The 14,200-nt window shown below is 50.5% G+C and carries 11 protein-coding genes; 7 read left to right on the forward strand and 4 right to left on the reverse strand.

Going from position 1 to position 14,200, the window contains the following annotated elements:
- The first annotated feature begins 109 nt into the window (after positions 1-109).
- The 7 genes from E2I14_RS11885 to E2I14_RS11915 all read left to right on the forward strand — a co-directional run bounded on the left by E2I14_RS11885 (position 110) and on the right by E2I14_RS11915 (position 10,211).
- Positions 110-1,651, forward strand: coding sequence for an acetyl-CoA acetyltransferase (locus tag E2I14_RS11885; RefSeq protein ID WP_133328734.1), 1,542 nt, complete (start codon positions 110-112; stop codon positions 1,649-1,651).
- Between the two features lie 454 nt (positions 1,652-2,105).
- Positions 2,106-2,912 (forward strand): enoyl-CoA hydratase-related protein, encoded by an 807-nt coding sequence (locus E2I14_RS11890; protein WP_133328736.1) that lies wholly within the window; start codon positions 2,106-2,108, stop codon positions 2,910-2,912.
- 17 nt (positions 2,913-2,929) lie between these two features.
- Positions 2,930-4,720, forward strand: coding sequence for an acyl-CoA dehydrogenase C-terminal domain-containing protein (locus E2I14_RS11895; RefSeq protein WP_133328738.1), 1,791 nt, complete (start codon positions 2,930-2,932; stop codon positions 4,718-4,720).
- A 179-nt stretch (positions 4,721-4,899) separates the two neighbouring features.
- Positions 4,900-6,105 (forward strand): acetyl-CoA C-acetyltransferase, encoded by a 1,206-nt coding sequence (locus E2I14_RS11900; protein WP_133328740.1) that lies wholly within the window; start codon positions 4,900-4,902, stop codon positions 6,103-6,105.
- A gap of 47 nt (positions 6,106-6,152) precedes the next feature.
- On the forward strand, positions 6,153-8,318 hold the full coding sequence (locus E2I14_RS11905; protein ID WP_133328742.1) for a 3-hydroxyacyl-CoA dehydrogenase NAD-binding domain-containing protein: 2,166 nt from the start codon (positions 6,153-6,155) through the stop codon (positions 8,316-8,318).
- A 16-nt stretch (positions 8,319-8,334) separates the two neighbouring features.
- Positions 8,335-9,306 carry an NAD(P)H-dependent flavin oxidoreductase gene (locus E2I14_RS11910; protein ID WP_133328743.1) on the forward strand — a complete coding sequence of 324 codons (972 nt, stop codon included), beginning with the start codon at positions 8,335-8,337 and terminating at the stop codon, positions 9,304-9,306.
- Between the two features lie 164 nt (positions 9,307-9,470).
- Entirely contained in the window at positions 9,471-10,211 is a 741-nt protein-coding gene (locus tag E2I14_RS11915; RefSeq protein ID WP_133328745.1) for an OmpW/AlkL family protein, read from the forward strand.
- A gap of 70 nt (positions 10,212-10,281) precedes the next feature.
- On the opposite strand, the gene E2I14_RS11920 is transcribed toward E2I14_RS11915, so the two are convergent.
- The 4 genes from E2I14_RS11920 to E2I14_RS11935 form a co-directional block, all read right to left on the reverse strand.
- Complete coding sequence (locus E2I14_RS11920; protein ID WP_133328747.1) at positions 10,282-11,625, reverse strand: amidase family protein; 1,344 nt, start codon at positions 11,623-11,625, stop codon at positions 10,282-10,284.
- Between the two features lie 30 nt (positions 11,626-11,655).
- Complete coding sequence (locus E2I14_RS11925; protein ID WP_133328750.1) at positions 11,656-11,952, reverse strand: hypothetical protein; 297 nt, start codon at positions 11,950-11,952, stop codon at positions 11,656-11,658.
- A 297-nt stretch (positions 11,953-12,249) separates the two neighbouring features.
- The gene (locus E2I14_RS19980; RefSeq protein ID WP_206105631.1) at positions 12,250-12,762 is read right to left on the reverse strand and encodes a GMC family oxidoreductase N-terminal domain-containing protein; all 513 of its coding nucleotides are present in this window, start codon (positions 12,760-12,762) and stop codon (positions 12,250-12,252) included.
- A 59-nt stretch (positions 12,763-12,821) separates the two neighbouring features.
- Complete coding sequence (locus E2I14_RS11935) at positions 12,822-14,006, reverse strand: CaiB/BaiF CoA transferase family protein (protein WP_133328752.1); 1,185 nt, start codon at positions 14,004-14,006, stop codon at positions 12,822-12,824.
- Between the last annotated feature and the right edge of the window lie 194 nt (positions 14,007-14,200).

Genomic DNA, 14,200 nt, shown 5'->3' on the forward strand with positions numbered 1-14,200 from the left:
ACGTCGGTTCCGACGATGCGACTGCTAGGCTTCCAAATTTACACTTCCTTGTCTGAGTGCTTGAACGCGAGCGCGGCTAAATATGCATTTATAAAAAAGGAGTCAGGAGATGAATTCGGTGCTTAAGCCTTTCAATATTCCGGTCATCGTTGGTGTTGGTGAAATCACCGATCGGTTGCATGAAATTAGTCAAGGGATGGAGCCGGTCGAATTAATGGCCGAAGCCCTACGTCGTGCTCAATCGGACGCCGGTGCAGAGCTACTCGCTGGCGTTGATTCGTTGGATGTGGTGTCCGAATATTCATGGCCTTATCACGATGTGCCATCTTTACTTAGCGAGCGCCTTGGTATTGATCCGCAGCGGCGCTTATATGGCGACGCCGGCGGCGAGAGTCCGCTGCGCTTTATTCACGAGGCGGCCTTGCGCATTGCGCGTGGCGAGAGCAAAGTGGCCGCCATCGTTGGTGCTGAATCCAATTACACGGTCAATACAGCAGCTAAAGCGGGCATTGATTTGCCTTGGTCCGTGCGTGATCCGCAAGCCAAATTGATGCGCGGCGCCGATATTGTGGATGAATTAGCCGTCAAACATGGCATGGTGAGCCCGGTCAATGTGTACCCGTTTTATGAAAACGCCAGTCAAGCTGACTGGGGACAAACGCAAGGACAAGCATTACGCGAATCAGCCGAATTATGGTCGCGCTATTCCAGCGTAGCGGCCAACAATCCGTATTCGTGGATTAACAAAGAGTACTCGCCCAGTGAGATCGCCACTGTCGCGCCCAATAATCGTTTAATTGCTTGGCCCTATACCAAATACATGGTCGCAAATCCCATGGTCAATATGGGAGCGGCCGTGTTGGTGACTAGTTTGGGATACGCAATTGCCCAAGGAATTGCTCCTAGTAAATTGATCTACATCGTCGGTGGCGCTGCTGCCAAAGAACCACGTGATTATCTCAAGCGCGATCAATTCCGTCATTCGCATGCTCAAGATGCAGTATTGAGAGCAGCATTGGAATTGGTTGGCGGACACGTTCAGGATTTTTCCATGTTGGAGTTGTATAGCTGCTTCCCAGTCGTGCCGAAAATGGCGCGTCGCACTTTAGGCTTGCCCGTTAGTGCGCAAATGACTTCTACCGGTGGTTTGAGCTTTTTTGGTGCACCACTCAATAACTACATGACGCACGCGGCCGCTGGCTTGGTGCGTTCACTGCGCGCTCAAGCCAATAATCAAGCCAATAATCAAGCCAATAATCTGGCGTTGTTGTACGGGCAGGGCGAATTCGTGACCAAACACCACGCCTTAGTGCTGTCCTCAAGCTTGCCGGATACTGATTTACTGACTAATCAATATAGTGTGCAAAACATCGCCGACGAGCTCTGCGGACCGGTGCCGCCGTTAGTTTACTCATATCATGGTGTGGCAACCTTAGAAACTTTCACCATCGTTTATGGCCGTGACGGTAAGCCAGAATTTGGCACCGCAATTGGATTGACACCCAATGGAGAACGGTTGATGGCGCGGATTCCAGCTAGTGACGAAGCCAGTATCGCCTATTTGACTAATTTAAATAATGCGCCAGTGGGTAGCGCTGGCGACGTAGTTGATGGTGGCGACGGACTATTGCATTGGAGGGTGAGGAACTAGGGCGTGTTGACATAGGATTTGGGAGGTGTGGTCAATCCAAATCGTGGGCTGGCAGGGCGAAAGAAACTTTGGTCGCTAAGAAAGCTTCCCTTGCAAGCTAAGTTCGTTGCGCAGGCGTGCTGCAGGCACCAAGAAACTTCTGCTACATCGGAGCGCTGTTGGGGTTGGTGCCACAACAAGTGGTTCAACGCTGCCCAGCAAGTGTTTTGGTGTGAATCCGCAGGGAAAGGGGCTTAATGGGCGCATGGCTGCGCTGCTAACAGCGCAGCCATGCGTCGCAGTATGCGCCTTGACCTGGATCTATTCTGTCGCTTTCGCACCCTCCAATCCTATGGCAGCACGCGCTAGATTCGAAAAGATATCGATTCAATTCGATCCGACCAATTTGTGCTGTTAATTAGACGTTCATGAAGCGGCACTAGCGAGAACATAAATGACACCGATAGGATATTCAATGATTGCAGAATCAACCCCAGCCGCAAGCTTCGATGCTGCTGTTTTATTTGAACGTATTGATAACCACATTGCACTGGTTACACTCAACCGCGCCCAAGCACGCAATGCCATTAATGGAGCGGTCGCACAGGCCTTGGACAGTATTGTGCGGGCAACAGAAAATGATCCACAGATCAGAGCGGTGATACTCACCGGCGCTGGCGCTGGTGTGTTTTGTGCAGGAGCTGACTTGAAAGAGCTCGCATCGGGCAAGGGATCAAGTTTAAGTACAGAGAACGGCGGCTTTGCTGGTTTTGTGTTCGCAAAGCGTTCCAAACCGTGGATTGCCGCCGTGAATGGTAAGGCAATCGGTGGTGGATTTGAGCTTGCCTTGGCCTGCGATTTGGTCGTGGCGTCGGACTCAGCGAGTTTTTGTTTGCCTGAAGTGTCGCGCGGTTTAGTGGCGATTGCCGGTGGCGTGATGCGTTTGCCGCGCCAATTGCCGCGGGCTATCGCGCTGGAATTGATCGCGACAGGTGCACCATTAACTGCCCAACGTGCGGAGCACTTCGGGCTGGTTAATCGCGTGGTGGGAGCAGAATTCTTGTTATATGAAACGCTGGCGTTAGCACAAGCGATTGTGAATAACGCACCGATTGCAGTCTGCGAGAGCTTAAGCATTGCGCGTCAAACCTATGATTTATCGGAGTCTGAACTTAAGCAGCTCAGCTCAAATAGTTGGAACAAAGTAATTGCGAGCGACGATTTTATCGAAGGCCCGCGCGCCTTCCTTGAAAAACGTGCTCCGAGTTGGACTGGCGCTTAATTAAGGATTCTGCTGCGATGCCTACTTACGTTATTCCTCAACGCGACATGGAATTTGTCCTATACGAATTGCTCAACATTAAACAAACTCTGGCACAGCTGCCGGCCTTTACTGACGTGGATGTTGAGACGATTAATCAAACCATTGATGCCGCTGGCCGTTTTGCTAAAGAAGTTTTGGCGCCGTTAAATGGTATCGGCGACGCGCAGGGTTGCAGCATTATTGATGGCAAGGTAAAAACACCGGATGGATTTCCAGCCGCTTACCAACGCTTTGTCGAAGCCGGTTGGCCGACCTTATCCGCCTCGGAACAATACGGTGGACAGCACTTTCCCAGCGTTGTGACCAATGCCTTGTTTGAACTATTTCAGGCGGCTAATTTAAGTTGGTGCATGTTTGTGGGAATTGCTCATGGCGCGTACAAATGTATACATCGGTACGGCTCGTCCGAACTCAAGGCAATTTATTTACCGTACCTCGTCAATGGACAGTGGACTGCCACTATGTGTTTGACGGAGTCGCACTGCGGTTCTGATTTGGGATTAATTCGTTCGCAAGCTGTGCCACAAAATGATGGCTCGTTTCGAATCACAGGTTCCAAAATATTTATCTCGGGTGGCGATCATGATTTAGCGCAAAACATCGTGCATTTGGTGTTGGCGCGCTTGCCCGGTGCACCCGTTGGTAGCAAAGGAATTTCATTATTTCTGGTCCCTAAATTTGTCCCCAATGCCGACGGATCGTTGAAACCTCTTAATAACGTGACTGCAACTTCGCTCGAACATAAAACCGGTTTGCGCGGCAGCGCTACTTGCGCAATGAATTTTGACGGGGCGTCCGGCTGGCTCGTGGGCGAAGAAGGTCGCGGCGTAATGAATCTGTTCTTGATGATGAACGAAGCACGTCTTGGTGTCGGAATTCAGGCGGTTGGCGTGTCACAGCAGGCCCATCAAAACGCGGTGGACTACGCGCGCGAACGCTTGCAAATGCGTTCAGTGCGGGGGGCGAAATTTCCTGATCAAGCGGCTGACCCGATCATGGTCCATGCGGACGTGCGGCGCATGTTATTGACGCAAAAGGCGTGGACCGAGGGTGCGCGGATGTTGGTCTATTGGCTTTCGTTACAGTTAGATATTGAAGCGGCGCACCCTGATCCAATTGCACGCCGTCAAGCAGCTGATTTGGTGACATTGCTGACACCAGTTGCCAAAGCTTTTAGCTCCGAGAATGCCTCCAGTGTTGCCGACTTGACCGTACAAGTTTATGGTGGGCACGGCTATATGGTTGACTGCGGTGTTGAGCAATTTGTGCGGGATGCGCGGGTTCAGCAAATTTATGAAGGTACCAATGGTATCCAAGCACAGGACTTATTGGGACGTAAGGTATTGGCCGATGGCGGAGAGAAACTTGGCGCATTGCTGCAACTTATTAGTGATTTTGTGGCTGATCACTGGACTAATTTAGCGATGCGTGAGTTTTTGAGTCCGCTAATCAATTTGCCGCAACAATTACTGCAATTGACGGAGCAGTTGACGCAGGCGGCGGACAATAATCCTGATGAAATTGGTGCCGCGGCCAACGATTATTTGCGCATTCTTGGTCACGTGGTCTTCGCCTATTTGTTCGCACGAGCTGCTGCTGTGGCGGGCGCTAAAATTGCATTTCACGATCCGTTTTATGGCGCCAAATTGGCTACAACGCGCTTTTACTTTGCCAAGCTATTACCCGAAGTGGCTTACCGCTTTCAGTCCGTGCAAGCTGGCACCGCTGTGCTAGATCAGTTGGAAGAAACGAGCTGGTTTCTGTAGCGCAAAATTACAACAGTGCGCTGGGCAAACGTCGTTTTCGACGATGTCGTGTGGTGAGTCGCCCGCTACAGTGGTCCCCAACCAAGGCTTTTCTTACTAACGCGATCAAGCAATGTCGATCTAATTCTTTCGCAAGCGACTCCGCGTAAATGGAGGGCTACGCCTCAAAAAGGGAATCAATGAAAGCAGCATATATTTACGATCACGTCCGCACACCGCGCGGCAAAGGTCGCTCCGACGGGGCGATACACGAAATCACTCCGGTGCACTTAGTCAGCCAAGTGCTAGCCGCATTAAAAGATCGCAATCATTTTGACCCAACCGCCATTGAAGACGTTGGCTTGGGAGTGGTGATGCCGGTGTCAGAGCAAGGCGCCGATATTACCCGTTCTGCTCTGCTTTGTGCTGGTTATGGCGATAGCGTCACGGGCTTTCAGCTCAACCGCTTTTGTACTTCCGCACTCGATACTGTAAAGCTGTGCCACGCCATGATTGTGTCTGGTCAAGTGCAGGCCGCGATAGGTGGCGGGGTGGAATCGATGTCGCGTGTGACGATAGGATCGGACGGTGGCGCCAGTTACAGTGATCCACAGGTTGGCCGGCACTTTCCCTATATTCCCAATGGCGTGGCTGCTGATTTAATGGCGACCTTGGATGGTTTTACTCGTCAACAAATCGATGCCTATGCGCTTGAAAGTCAGCAGCGCGCTGCGGTGGCCCAAATCAGGGGCTATTTCGACCAGTCGCTCGTCCCGGTGCGCGATGTCTTGGGAGACATATTGCTGTACCAAGACGAAGCACTGCGGCCAAGTATTTCGATGGCCGATCTGAGCAAACTAAAGCCTGCTTTTGCGGCGCTGGGTGAAGCCGGTTTTGATTCGATCCTACTACAGCGCTATCCGCATTTAGAAAGTGTGCAACATGTGCATACCAACGGAACTTCAAGCGGTATCGTAGACGGAGCAAGTGCGGTGTTGTTGGGTAGTGAGAGTTTTGGCAAGAGCAATGACTTACTGCCTCGCGCTCGTATCGTTGCAGTAGCTTCGTGTGCGACAGAGCCGCTGCTAAGTTTAGGTGGGCCAATTCCAGTTACATACAAAGTGCTGGCCCACGCGAAAATGAGCATTCGCGATATTGATTTATTTGAAGTCAACGAAGCTTTCGCTGTCGTCCCGATGCGCTACATGCGCCACTTTAATATTCCGCGCGACAAAATTAACGTCAATGGCGGTGCAATTGCGCTCGGCCATCCGCTGGGTGCAACTGGCGTGATTCTGCTTGGCACGGTGTTGGACGAGTTGGAGCGACGTGATCTACGCACCGCCTTAATTACCTTATGTGCAGCGACTGGTCAGGCTACGGCGGTCATTATCGAGCGGATATAGCGTTCTAGCGCCTACTTTGTTTTAAATCCTAATTCCTAAGTTTTACTATGACAGAGACGATCATACTTGAGGTCGATGCCGATGGCGTCGCTCTAATTACCATTGATGTACTTGGACGTGAATTCAATGCATTTGTGCCTGAATTGTTGGAGCAACTGCGGGTTGTGGTGCATCGCATTAGCACTGATTCAATCATCAAAGGAGCCGTTATCACGTCCGGTAAAGTGGGCAGCTTTATTGTCGGTGCCGATTTAACGGACATCGTTCAGTGGCACGATAAAGGGATGACAGCGCAAGCAGCAGCCCAGCGAGCTGCCTCCGGGGCGCAGGTGTTTCGTCAGCTCGAATTGTGTGGCAAACCAGTTGCCGCGGCAATTAATGGTTTGGCGCTAGGCGGTGGTTATGAATTTTGTTTGGCTTGCCATTATCGGGTATTGGTCGATGACGATGCGGTGCGTATTGGTTTGCCGGATGTGCAGCTTGGTTTGTTGCCCAGCGCTGGCGGCACGCAACGTTTGCCGCGCTTAATTGGAATTGAACGCGCTTTGCCCTTACTTTTGTCGGGGCAGCACCTTAGCGCGCGGGAAGCCTTGGCTTACCAACTAGTCGATACCTTAGCTCCAGCCGACAAGCTCGTCGAGACCGCCCGCCAGTGGGTCTTGACACACCCCGACGCACACCAACCTTGGGATTCAACAGGTTTCCGTATCCCAGGCGGTGCAGGAGCGATGGCCAATCATTCGGTGACTAGTTTTGGCACCGGATTAGCCAGCGTGCGTCAGGCTAGCCAAGATAATTATCCAGCGCCCTTAGCAATTCTTTCCTGTGTGTATGAAGGTACGCAACTACCTTTTGACTTGGCACTCAAGATTGAAGCCAAATATTTCGGCAGTTTGGCCTGTGGCGTGGTGGCGCGTAATTTGATGCGCACGATGTTTATCAATAAAGGCGCAGCAGATAAATTGGTGCGCCGTCCACAAGACGTTGAAAAGCGCCAAGTGACGCGCCTCGGAGTTCTAGGTGCGGGCCTAATGGGTGCCGGCATCGCGCACGTCGCCGCGCTTGCGGGGATCAATGTAGTGCTATTGGATAGCACTATTGAGCAGGCTAACAAAGGCTGGTCGTATTCGAAAAAAATCTTGGATAAATCGGTCCTAGCAGGACGTATATCGGCGCAGCAGGCCGAAGTGATTTTGGCTCGCATTCTTGCAACAACAGATTTTTCCCAACTGGCCGAAAGCCAATTAATCGTCGAGGCGGTATTTGAGGACCGTGCAATTAAGTCCAGCGTTATGGAGAAAGTGGCAGGCATCCTTAGTTCAGAGGGGGTTTTTGCCAGCAATACCTCAACCTTACCTATCACCGGTTTAGCGCAGCAGTGGAGTCAACCGCAACAATTTATTGGCTTGCATTTCTTCTCGCCGGTGGAGCGCATGCCTTTGGTTGAAGTGATCATTGGGCAGCAAACTTCGCAAGCCACGATTGCGGCCGCCTTGGATTTTGTAGCTCAGCTCAAAAAGACCCCAATTATCGTCCACGATAGCCCAAGCTTTTACACTAGCCGAATTTTTTGTAGCTATATCGACGAAGGTATGGCAATGCTGGCCGAAGGCATTCAGCCTGCCTTAATCGAAAATGCCGCCCGAAGCGCTGGTTTCGCGGTTGGACCGTTAGCCGTGACGGACGAAGTTTCGATCGATTTGCAAAAGCGGATCTTGGATCAATCCCAAGCGGACCAGCTACCGGAGAAATTCCAACGTCGTCACGCGCACGAGGTGATTAATCGGTTCTACCAATTAGGACGCTTAGGTCGTAAAACAGGCGGCGGCTTTTATGACTTTCCAGTCGACGGCAAAAAACGCTTATGGAGTGGCTTATCCGAGCTGTATCCCCTCAAACAATTACAACCCGAGCTCAGCGAAGTACAACATCGTTTGCTGTACCTGCAAGCCTTAGAAGCCGCGCGCTGCATGGAAGAGGGCGTAATCAATGATGCCGCGGATGCCGATTTGGGCGCAGTGCTTGGATTGGGCTATCCAGCGTGGACTGGCGGCACGTTGTCCTTAATCGACAGCGTAGGAATTCGCCTTTTTGTAGCGCGCTGCGAACACTTTGCTAATCAATATGGCGAGCGCTATCGCCCGTCTGCGTGGCTTAGAGCGCGAGCCGAACACGGCGAGCAGTTTTATTCCAAAGCCAGTGTCCATCCATGAAAGTAGAAAGTACGAAATGAAAAACCGTGTCACCGAATTATTAAGAATTCGCTATCCCATCATTCAAGGTGGAATGCAGTGGGTAGGGCTAGCTGAACTTGCATCGGCGGTATCGAATGCCGGAGGCTTGGGCGTGTTGACGGCGCTCACTCAACCAACTCCGGAAGATTTGCGCCAAGAAATTGCTCGCATGCACGCGATGACCGATAAACCATTCGGCGTCAATTTGACTATCCTGCCCACTATCAACCCACCGCCATACGCTGAATACGTGGCAGCGATCATTGAAGGCCACGTCAACGTGGTCGAAACCGCGGGTAATAGCCCCAAGGAATTCATCACCTTATTCCATCAAAACGACATCAAAATAATCCATAAATGCACAACCGTGCGTCATGCATTATCAGCCGAACGCAATGGGGTTGATGCGGTTTCGATCGATGGATTTGAGTGCGCCGGGCATCCCGGCGAAGACGATGTGCCGGGTCTCATTCTAATTCCGGCGGCCGTGCGTGCATTGCAAATTCCAGTGATTGCGTCAGGCGGAATCGGCGATGGTCGAGGCTTTGCGGCGGCGCTGGCCTTGGGGGCAGAAGGGATCAATATGGGAACGCGCTTTTGCGTCACCCAAGAAGCACCGATTCATCAAAACATCAAGCAAGCTTTGGTGGCGGCTACCGAGCGCGATACGCGATTGATTTTTAGGACCATGCACAACACCGCTCGGGTCTTTAAAAACGCCATCTCCGATGAGGTCGTGAAAATGGAAAGTCGCCCCGGTGGTTGCCAGTTTGAGGAGATTCGCTCTCTGGTCGCTGGAGTTCGCGGCCGTGCTGCGTTGGCCAGCGGCTCAGTGCAGGATGGTGTGATCACGGCGGGCCAAGTGATTGGTTTGATCGACGATATTCCAAGCTGTGCTGATCTGATTGAGCGGATTGTCGCAGACGCAAAACAATATTTAGCGAAGGCAACAACATACTTTAGTTAATCACTTTTTTATCTAAATTTAAAGCCTAGCAAGCCTCGCCAGAATTGCCACTGGCAGTTGGTTTGCACGATGTTATCAAACGCATTATTTATAGAATTGGCATAGACCAAAGAAGAATTTCCACCAACGAGTGGCTTTTCAAAGTAGTACCAAAAGGAGACAGCATGAAAATGCAAACAATGAAACAACGAGCAAACCGGGTCGGAGCAGCACTGGTTTTGTCCAGCGCAAGTTGGGTTGCGCAAGCTCAAAGCGCCGGCGACAATGTGCTCAGCTTGGGCTGGATACACATCATGCCGCAAAATCGATCTTCCCCGTCGATATTAGAAAGCGTCGCTGGCAAGCCGCAAAATATGGTTCTAGCCGGAACTGGCTCGGCTGTGCAAAATGGTGATACGGGCGGAATCAATTTAGCCCATTTTTTTACTGATAACTTTTCGATTGAGTCGGTCGGAGGTATTCCCAGTCCGCTCAAAACCAAAGGCGAGGGCAAACTAGCGCCATTTGGCGTTATTGGGCAAGCAACTCCCATGGCACCAACCCTGTTTGCGCGTTATCATTTTTGGGATTCAAAGGTGTCACTGCGCCCCTATCTTGGCATGGGGATCAACTACACCCGCTTTGTGCATAGTAAGCTGACTAATAACGCCTTTGTGGAAAGTGTGGGGGGACCAGGTAGTAGTGGAACCCTCTCGGTTTCTAGTTCTTGGAATCCAGCCTTTCTTGCAGGACTCAACTACGCCTTAGATTCTCACTGGTCTTTGGGCTTATCGTTGAGCTATATCCCATTAAAAGAGACGGCCACGACGACCGTTACCACTGCAAACAAAGTCGTTATCGTAACGACGGGGGACGATAAGATCAGGCCAATCAGTACATATTTGAATCTTGCTTATTGCTTCTAAGTTTCCTAAGAATGGCTGAATTAAATTAACCCTTAGCAGCGCGATCAAGTGCTGCTAAGGGAAATTAAGTCTACGAGTTAGCAATCCAACCAGCTACTTTAATTGTGCTGGCATCATCGAACAGCGGTCCGATTACTTGCACGCCAAGCGGTAGACCTTGTTCATTTTTACAGACTGGCGCAACCGTAGCGGGTAGCCCTACCAAGGTTGCTAAGCCTGACCATGCTAATTGGTCACGATACATACTCAATTGTCCATCTATCTCAATTTGGGTTGAGGCCATATTGGGCGCCGATAGATGCGCAAATGCGCTGCGGCTAAACGCTGGGGCGATGATCACGTCAACGCTGTCAAACAGGACTTTCCATTGTTGCTGCCAATATAATCGCCGATCCATTAGTGTCATCCACTGATGTGCTGTGAGCGGCGCTTCGGCTACAGGCATACCACGGCTAATTATGGTTCGCAGGATGGCGACATAGTTACCATGGATGGCTTTGAGGTCGGGCACTAGGGTGGTATTTTCGCTGATTAAAGCACCTTGCAGACGTAAGCGTTCGGCCGCTACATCGACAGCATGTGCTACTTCAGCACTGGTTGGAATAATGGGATGATCTTTTACCACTAGCACACGCAAACCCTGCGGGTTTGACAGTTTCGCTGGGCGTAATTCCAAGCGATAGGCTGATTGCTGCCAGTCGTCCGGACCCGCCAAAACGTTCAAAGCGAGCTGTAAATCTTCGGCGCTACGCGCCATTGGCCCAATCACGGCAAGCGGATCTGGCGCGACGGCGAAATTGGATAGTTCATGTCCACGTATAGGGATTAAGCCATAAGTTGATTTGTGTCCCATGACGCCGCAAAAATGGGCTGGAGCGCGGATGGAACCACCTATGTCGGAACCGAGTTCCAATGGGACCAAACCGGCGGCTAATGCTGCCGCCGAGCCGCCCGATGAACCGCCCGGCGTGCGGCTGCGATCGATTGGATTAACAGTGCGTCCGTACACTGGGTTATTGCTCTCAAAGTCGCCCAACGCCTGTGCGACGTTGGTTTTACCCAAAATAATTGCCCCAGCACTTTTTAGCCGAGTCACCGCCACGGCATCCTCTTGCGCAATATTGTTGGCGTAGGTTGTCAGTCCCCAAGAGGTCGGAAGTCCAGCAACGTTAAAGGACTCCTTAACCGTCATCGGAACGCCTAATAATGGCTTGCGCTCCTTGCGCCGGATTGCCTGATCGGCTAACTTTGCCTGCTCACGCGCTCGATCAAAATCTTTGACGACTACGGCATTCAATTCGACGTCATCGTCGATTCGAGCAATAGCATCGTCACACAGTTCTAACGCGCTGACTTTGCCTGAATTGAGAGCGGCTACCATTTCAGTGGCGCTTAAAGGAAGGTTTTCTTTCATTCTGTATCTCGCTGAAAAAGTTGGTCAGTATTAAAATGCGCGGCTGATGCCTATCTCAAACGCATCTTTCATATTGGCTATTTTGCTGTCATAGGCATAATTTGCATATACGCTAGTGAGTTTTGAAAGCCAGTATGAAACACCAACTGCGGTCTTGGCGCTGGCCACAATATTGCTAACGGTTTGTTGACCGTAGGCCATGCTATAGATCAATGAGCCCACTGGAATGACGCTGGATAAATACCAACCTTTTAGTTCGGCGCTACTTTGTGCATGGGTGAAACTACCACTGAGGGCTAAAACCAATACTAGTGCAACTTTTTTCATGTTTTGTTTCTCCGATTTTTCGATTATTAATTTTGTCCAGTGGATGGACTTATTTCCTCACTAGGTACAACTGAATAATCTGCCGTGAGTGTAAGCAGATTGATCTTGCGAAAAAAATGGATACTGGTATTTCCTTGTCACTTGATTGCTGGTTAGCAGTACGATCGCACCGCAATTCAATAGCAACGCGCTGAGTGGAATCGTGTCATTGGATTCATCTCGAGTTCAACCGCGCCGCAAAATCCAATTCGAATTAATCTTACTGTTCGCTTCTCCTCAAGGACTTGATTCAGTCCGCTAACAGTTGAGTGCATCAACTTGGTTGAGTCCAGTCGAGGTATGCTCCGGTTTGGAGCTTGTTAGGCTCGGCGACAATATTAGTGCTGCGTTAGCGTTTGAATTATTGTTTGGCTGACTTAGCGTTTTGCCGATGGACATTGCACTCAGTTGTAACGAAAAATACGTGCCGGAGGACACGATGACTTCCTTTTTTGCTCGTAATTGAGGTAATTGGCCGTCCTGCTTGACGGTGATACTGGCGATGTCCAAACTGGCAAATTCAATCGCAGTAATTAGCGTATGACTAATCGCAGTTAAAGTGGTACGGTGCAAATTGGCGCGGATCGAGGCAAGCTCAGCATGGCAGTGTTGGCCTTTTTTTTGAGTCAACTTAATAAAGTTTGAATCGTCTGGCTCGCTTGCTTCAAGCAGGCCAACACGGACGCTGGGCGGTTCACTGAGGCGACTGGCTAATAAACATCCGGTCGAGCCACCACCAACGATTACATAGTCAAACTGTTGCAGTTTCATTTGCCGCTCCGGTTAGTTTGGTCACATTGAGGTCGCCTAATTTGCGCGTGCTGGGCGATTTAGCTATCGGTTGCTAGATTTGCTAAGCCTAATTCAAGTTCGACTTCTTCGGAGTGTTCACCGATCGTAGGTGCGTGACGTGATTCCGTTTTTGTTTGACGGGAAAATCGTACCGGTGAATTAACTTCGATGTAGTTACCTTCTGTCGGATGAACGCGCTCTTGAAATAAACCCGTCGCCTTGAGCTGCGGGTCTTTTAATAAGTCTTCTAAACTGTTGATGTGCATCGCAGGAATGTTGGCGACTTTGAGTAGTTGCAGCCATTGTTTAGTCGTTTTTTCTTGTGCAATTTGCGCCAATAATTGGTACATTAAATCGGTATTTTTTCGCCTTGCGGCCGCATCAATTAGACGCTCGTCCTGCAAAACCTCTTGATGACCTGCGACCACAAAAAAGCGGACCCAACGATCGTCGAGGTAGGGTGCAATGCTGATATAACCATCCTTTGTTTTGAGCGGTTGGCGCACTGGATCTAATTGGCGGGTGTATCCGGAGGGACCAGTTGGAGGCACAAAGCTTAAGTCACATAAATGCTCAGTTAAATTAAAGCTGGCCATTACTTCAAACATCGGGACTTCAACTCGTTGACCTTCGCCAGTGCGTAAGCGGTGGATGATGGCTGCTAGGACGGCATACACGCCATGTAATCCAGAAACTTTGTCCGCTACAGCCATCGGGAAAAAGCGTGGCTGTGGGTTGCCATCAACACGTGGCAGTAATGACGCCATGCCAGAGGCTGACTGAATAATGTCGTCATAGGCTTGTAGTCCAGCGTAGGGGCCGCGGGTGTCAAATCCGGTGCAGTGCACATAAATAATGTCGGGTCGAATCGCGCGCACGGTTTCGTAGTCTAAACCGAGTCGATTTGCTGCTTCACTGCGTGTGTTATGAATGAAGACATCGCTAGTGGCGAGCAAACGTCGGATCGCCGTTTGCCCAAACTCGGATTTTAAATTCCACGCAACCGATCGCTTGCCGCGATTAACACGCATGTGCACCGGTCCCATAAATGGAGTCTTTGCTGGTGTGCCGATGAGGCGAACAGAGTCACCCTCGGATGCTTCTACTTTAATAACCTCTGCTCCGAGGTCGCTCAATATTTGGGTGCAGTAAGGGCCAAAGATGACGTTGCTCATGTCGGCAATACGAATGCCTTCGAGCATAGTTTTATTGTTTTTGTCCATTGTTATTCGTTATGTGAAGCACACTCGTGGCGTGCAATGTGGATTTCAATCGGCCTCTGAAAGAAGCGTTTTGTCAGCATTGTTGGCGTTAGAGTAAGGCGAGCAGGGATGCTGGACAATCGTCTATTAAGACGATTTTGGCTGAGGTGGACTTACGACGAACTTCATGCATCCTTAAGTCAGAGTCAACAATT

The organism is Sapientia aquatica (assembly GCF_004358105.1).
In the GTDB taxonomy this organism is placed as follows: domain Bacteria; phylum Pseudomonadota; class Gammaproteobacteria; order Burkholderiales; family Burkholderiaceae_D; genus Solimicrobium; species Solimicrobium aquaticum.

Excerpts from the sequence above, each read along its gene's own strand:
- E2I14_RS19980 (WP_206105631.1), bottom strand. The coding sequence starts at position 12,762 with ATGAAACTGCAACAGTTTGACTATGTAATCGTTGGTGGTGGCTCGACC.
- E2I14_RS11925 (WP_133328750.1), bottom strand. The coding sequence starts at position 11,952 with ATGAAAAAAGTTGCACTAGTATTGGTTTTAGCCCTCAGTGGTAGTTTC.
- E2I14_RS11890 (WP_133328736.1), top strand. The coding sequence starts at position 2,106 with ATGATTGCAGAATCAACCCCAGCCGCAAGCTTCGATGCTGCTGTTTTA.
- E2I14_RS11935 (WP_133328752.1), bottom strand. The coding sequence starts at position 14,006 with ATGGACAAAAACAATAAAACTATGCTCGAAGGCATTCGTATTGCCGAC.
- E2I14_RS11915 (WP_133328745.1), top strand. The coding sequence starts at position 9,471 with ATGAAAATGCAAACAATGAAACAACGAGCAAACCGGGTCGGAGCAGCA.
- E2I14_RS11905 (WP_133328742.1), top strand. The coding sequence starts at position 6,153 with ATGACAGAGACGATCATACTTGAGGTCGATGCCGATGGCGTCGCTCTA.
- E2I14_RS11895 (WP_133328738.1), top strand. The coding sequence starts at position 2,930 with ATGCCTACTTACGTTATTCCTCAACGCGACATGGAATTTGTCCTATAC.
- E2I14_RS11920 (WP_133328747.1), bottom strand. The coding sequence starts at position 11,625 with ATGAAAGAAAACCTTCCTTTAAGCGCCACTGAAATGGTAGCCGCTCTC.
- E2I14_RS11900 (WP_133328740.1), top strand. The coding sequence starts at position 4,900 with ATGAAAGCAGCATATATTTACGATCACGTCCGCACACCGCGCGGCAAA.
- E2I14_RS11910 (WP_133328743.1), top strand. The coding sequence starts at position 8,335 with ATGAAAAACCGTGTCACCGAATTATTAAGAATTCGCTATCCCATCATT.
- E2I14_RS11885 (WP_133328734.1), top strand. The coding sequence starts at position 110 with ATGAATTCGGTGCTTAAGCCTTTCAATATTCCGGTCATCGTTGGTGTT.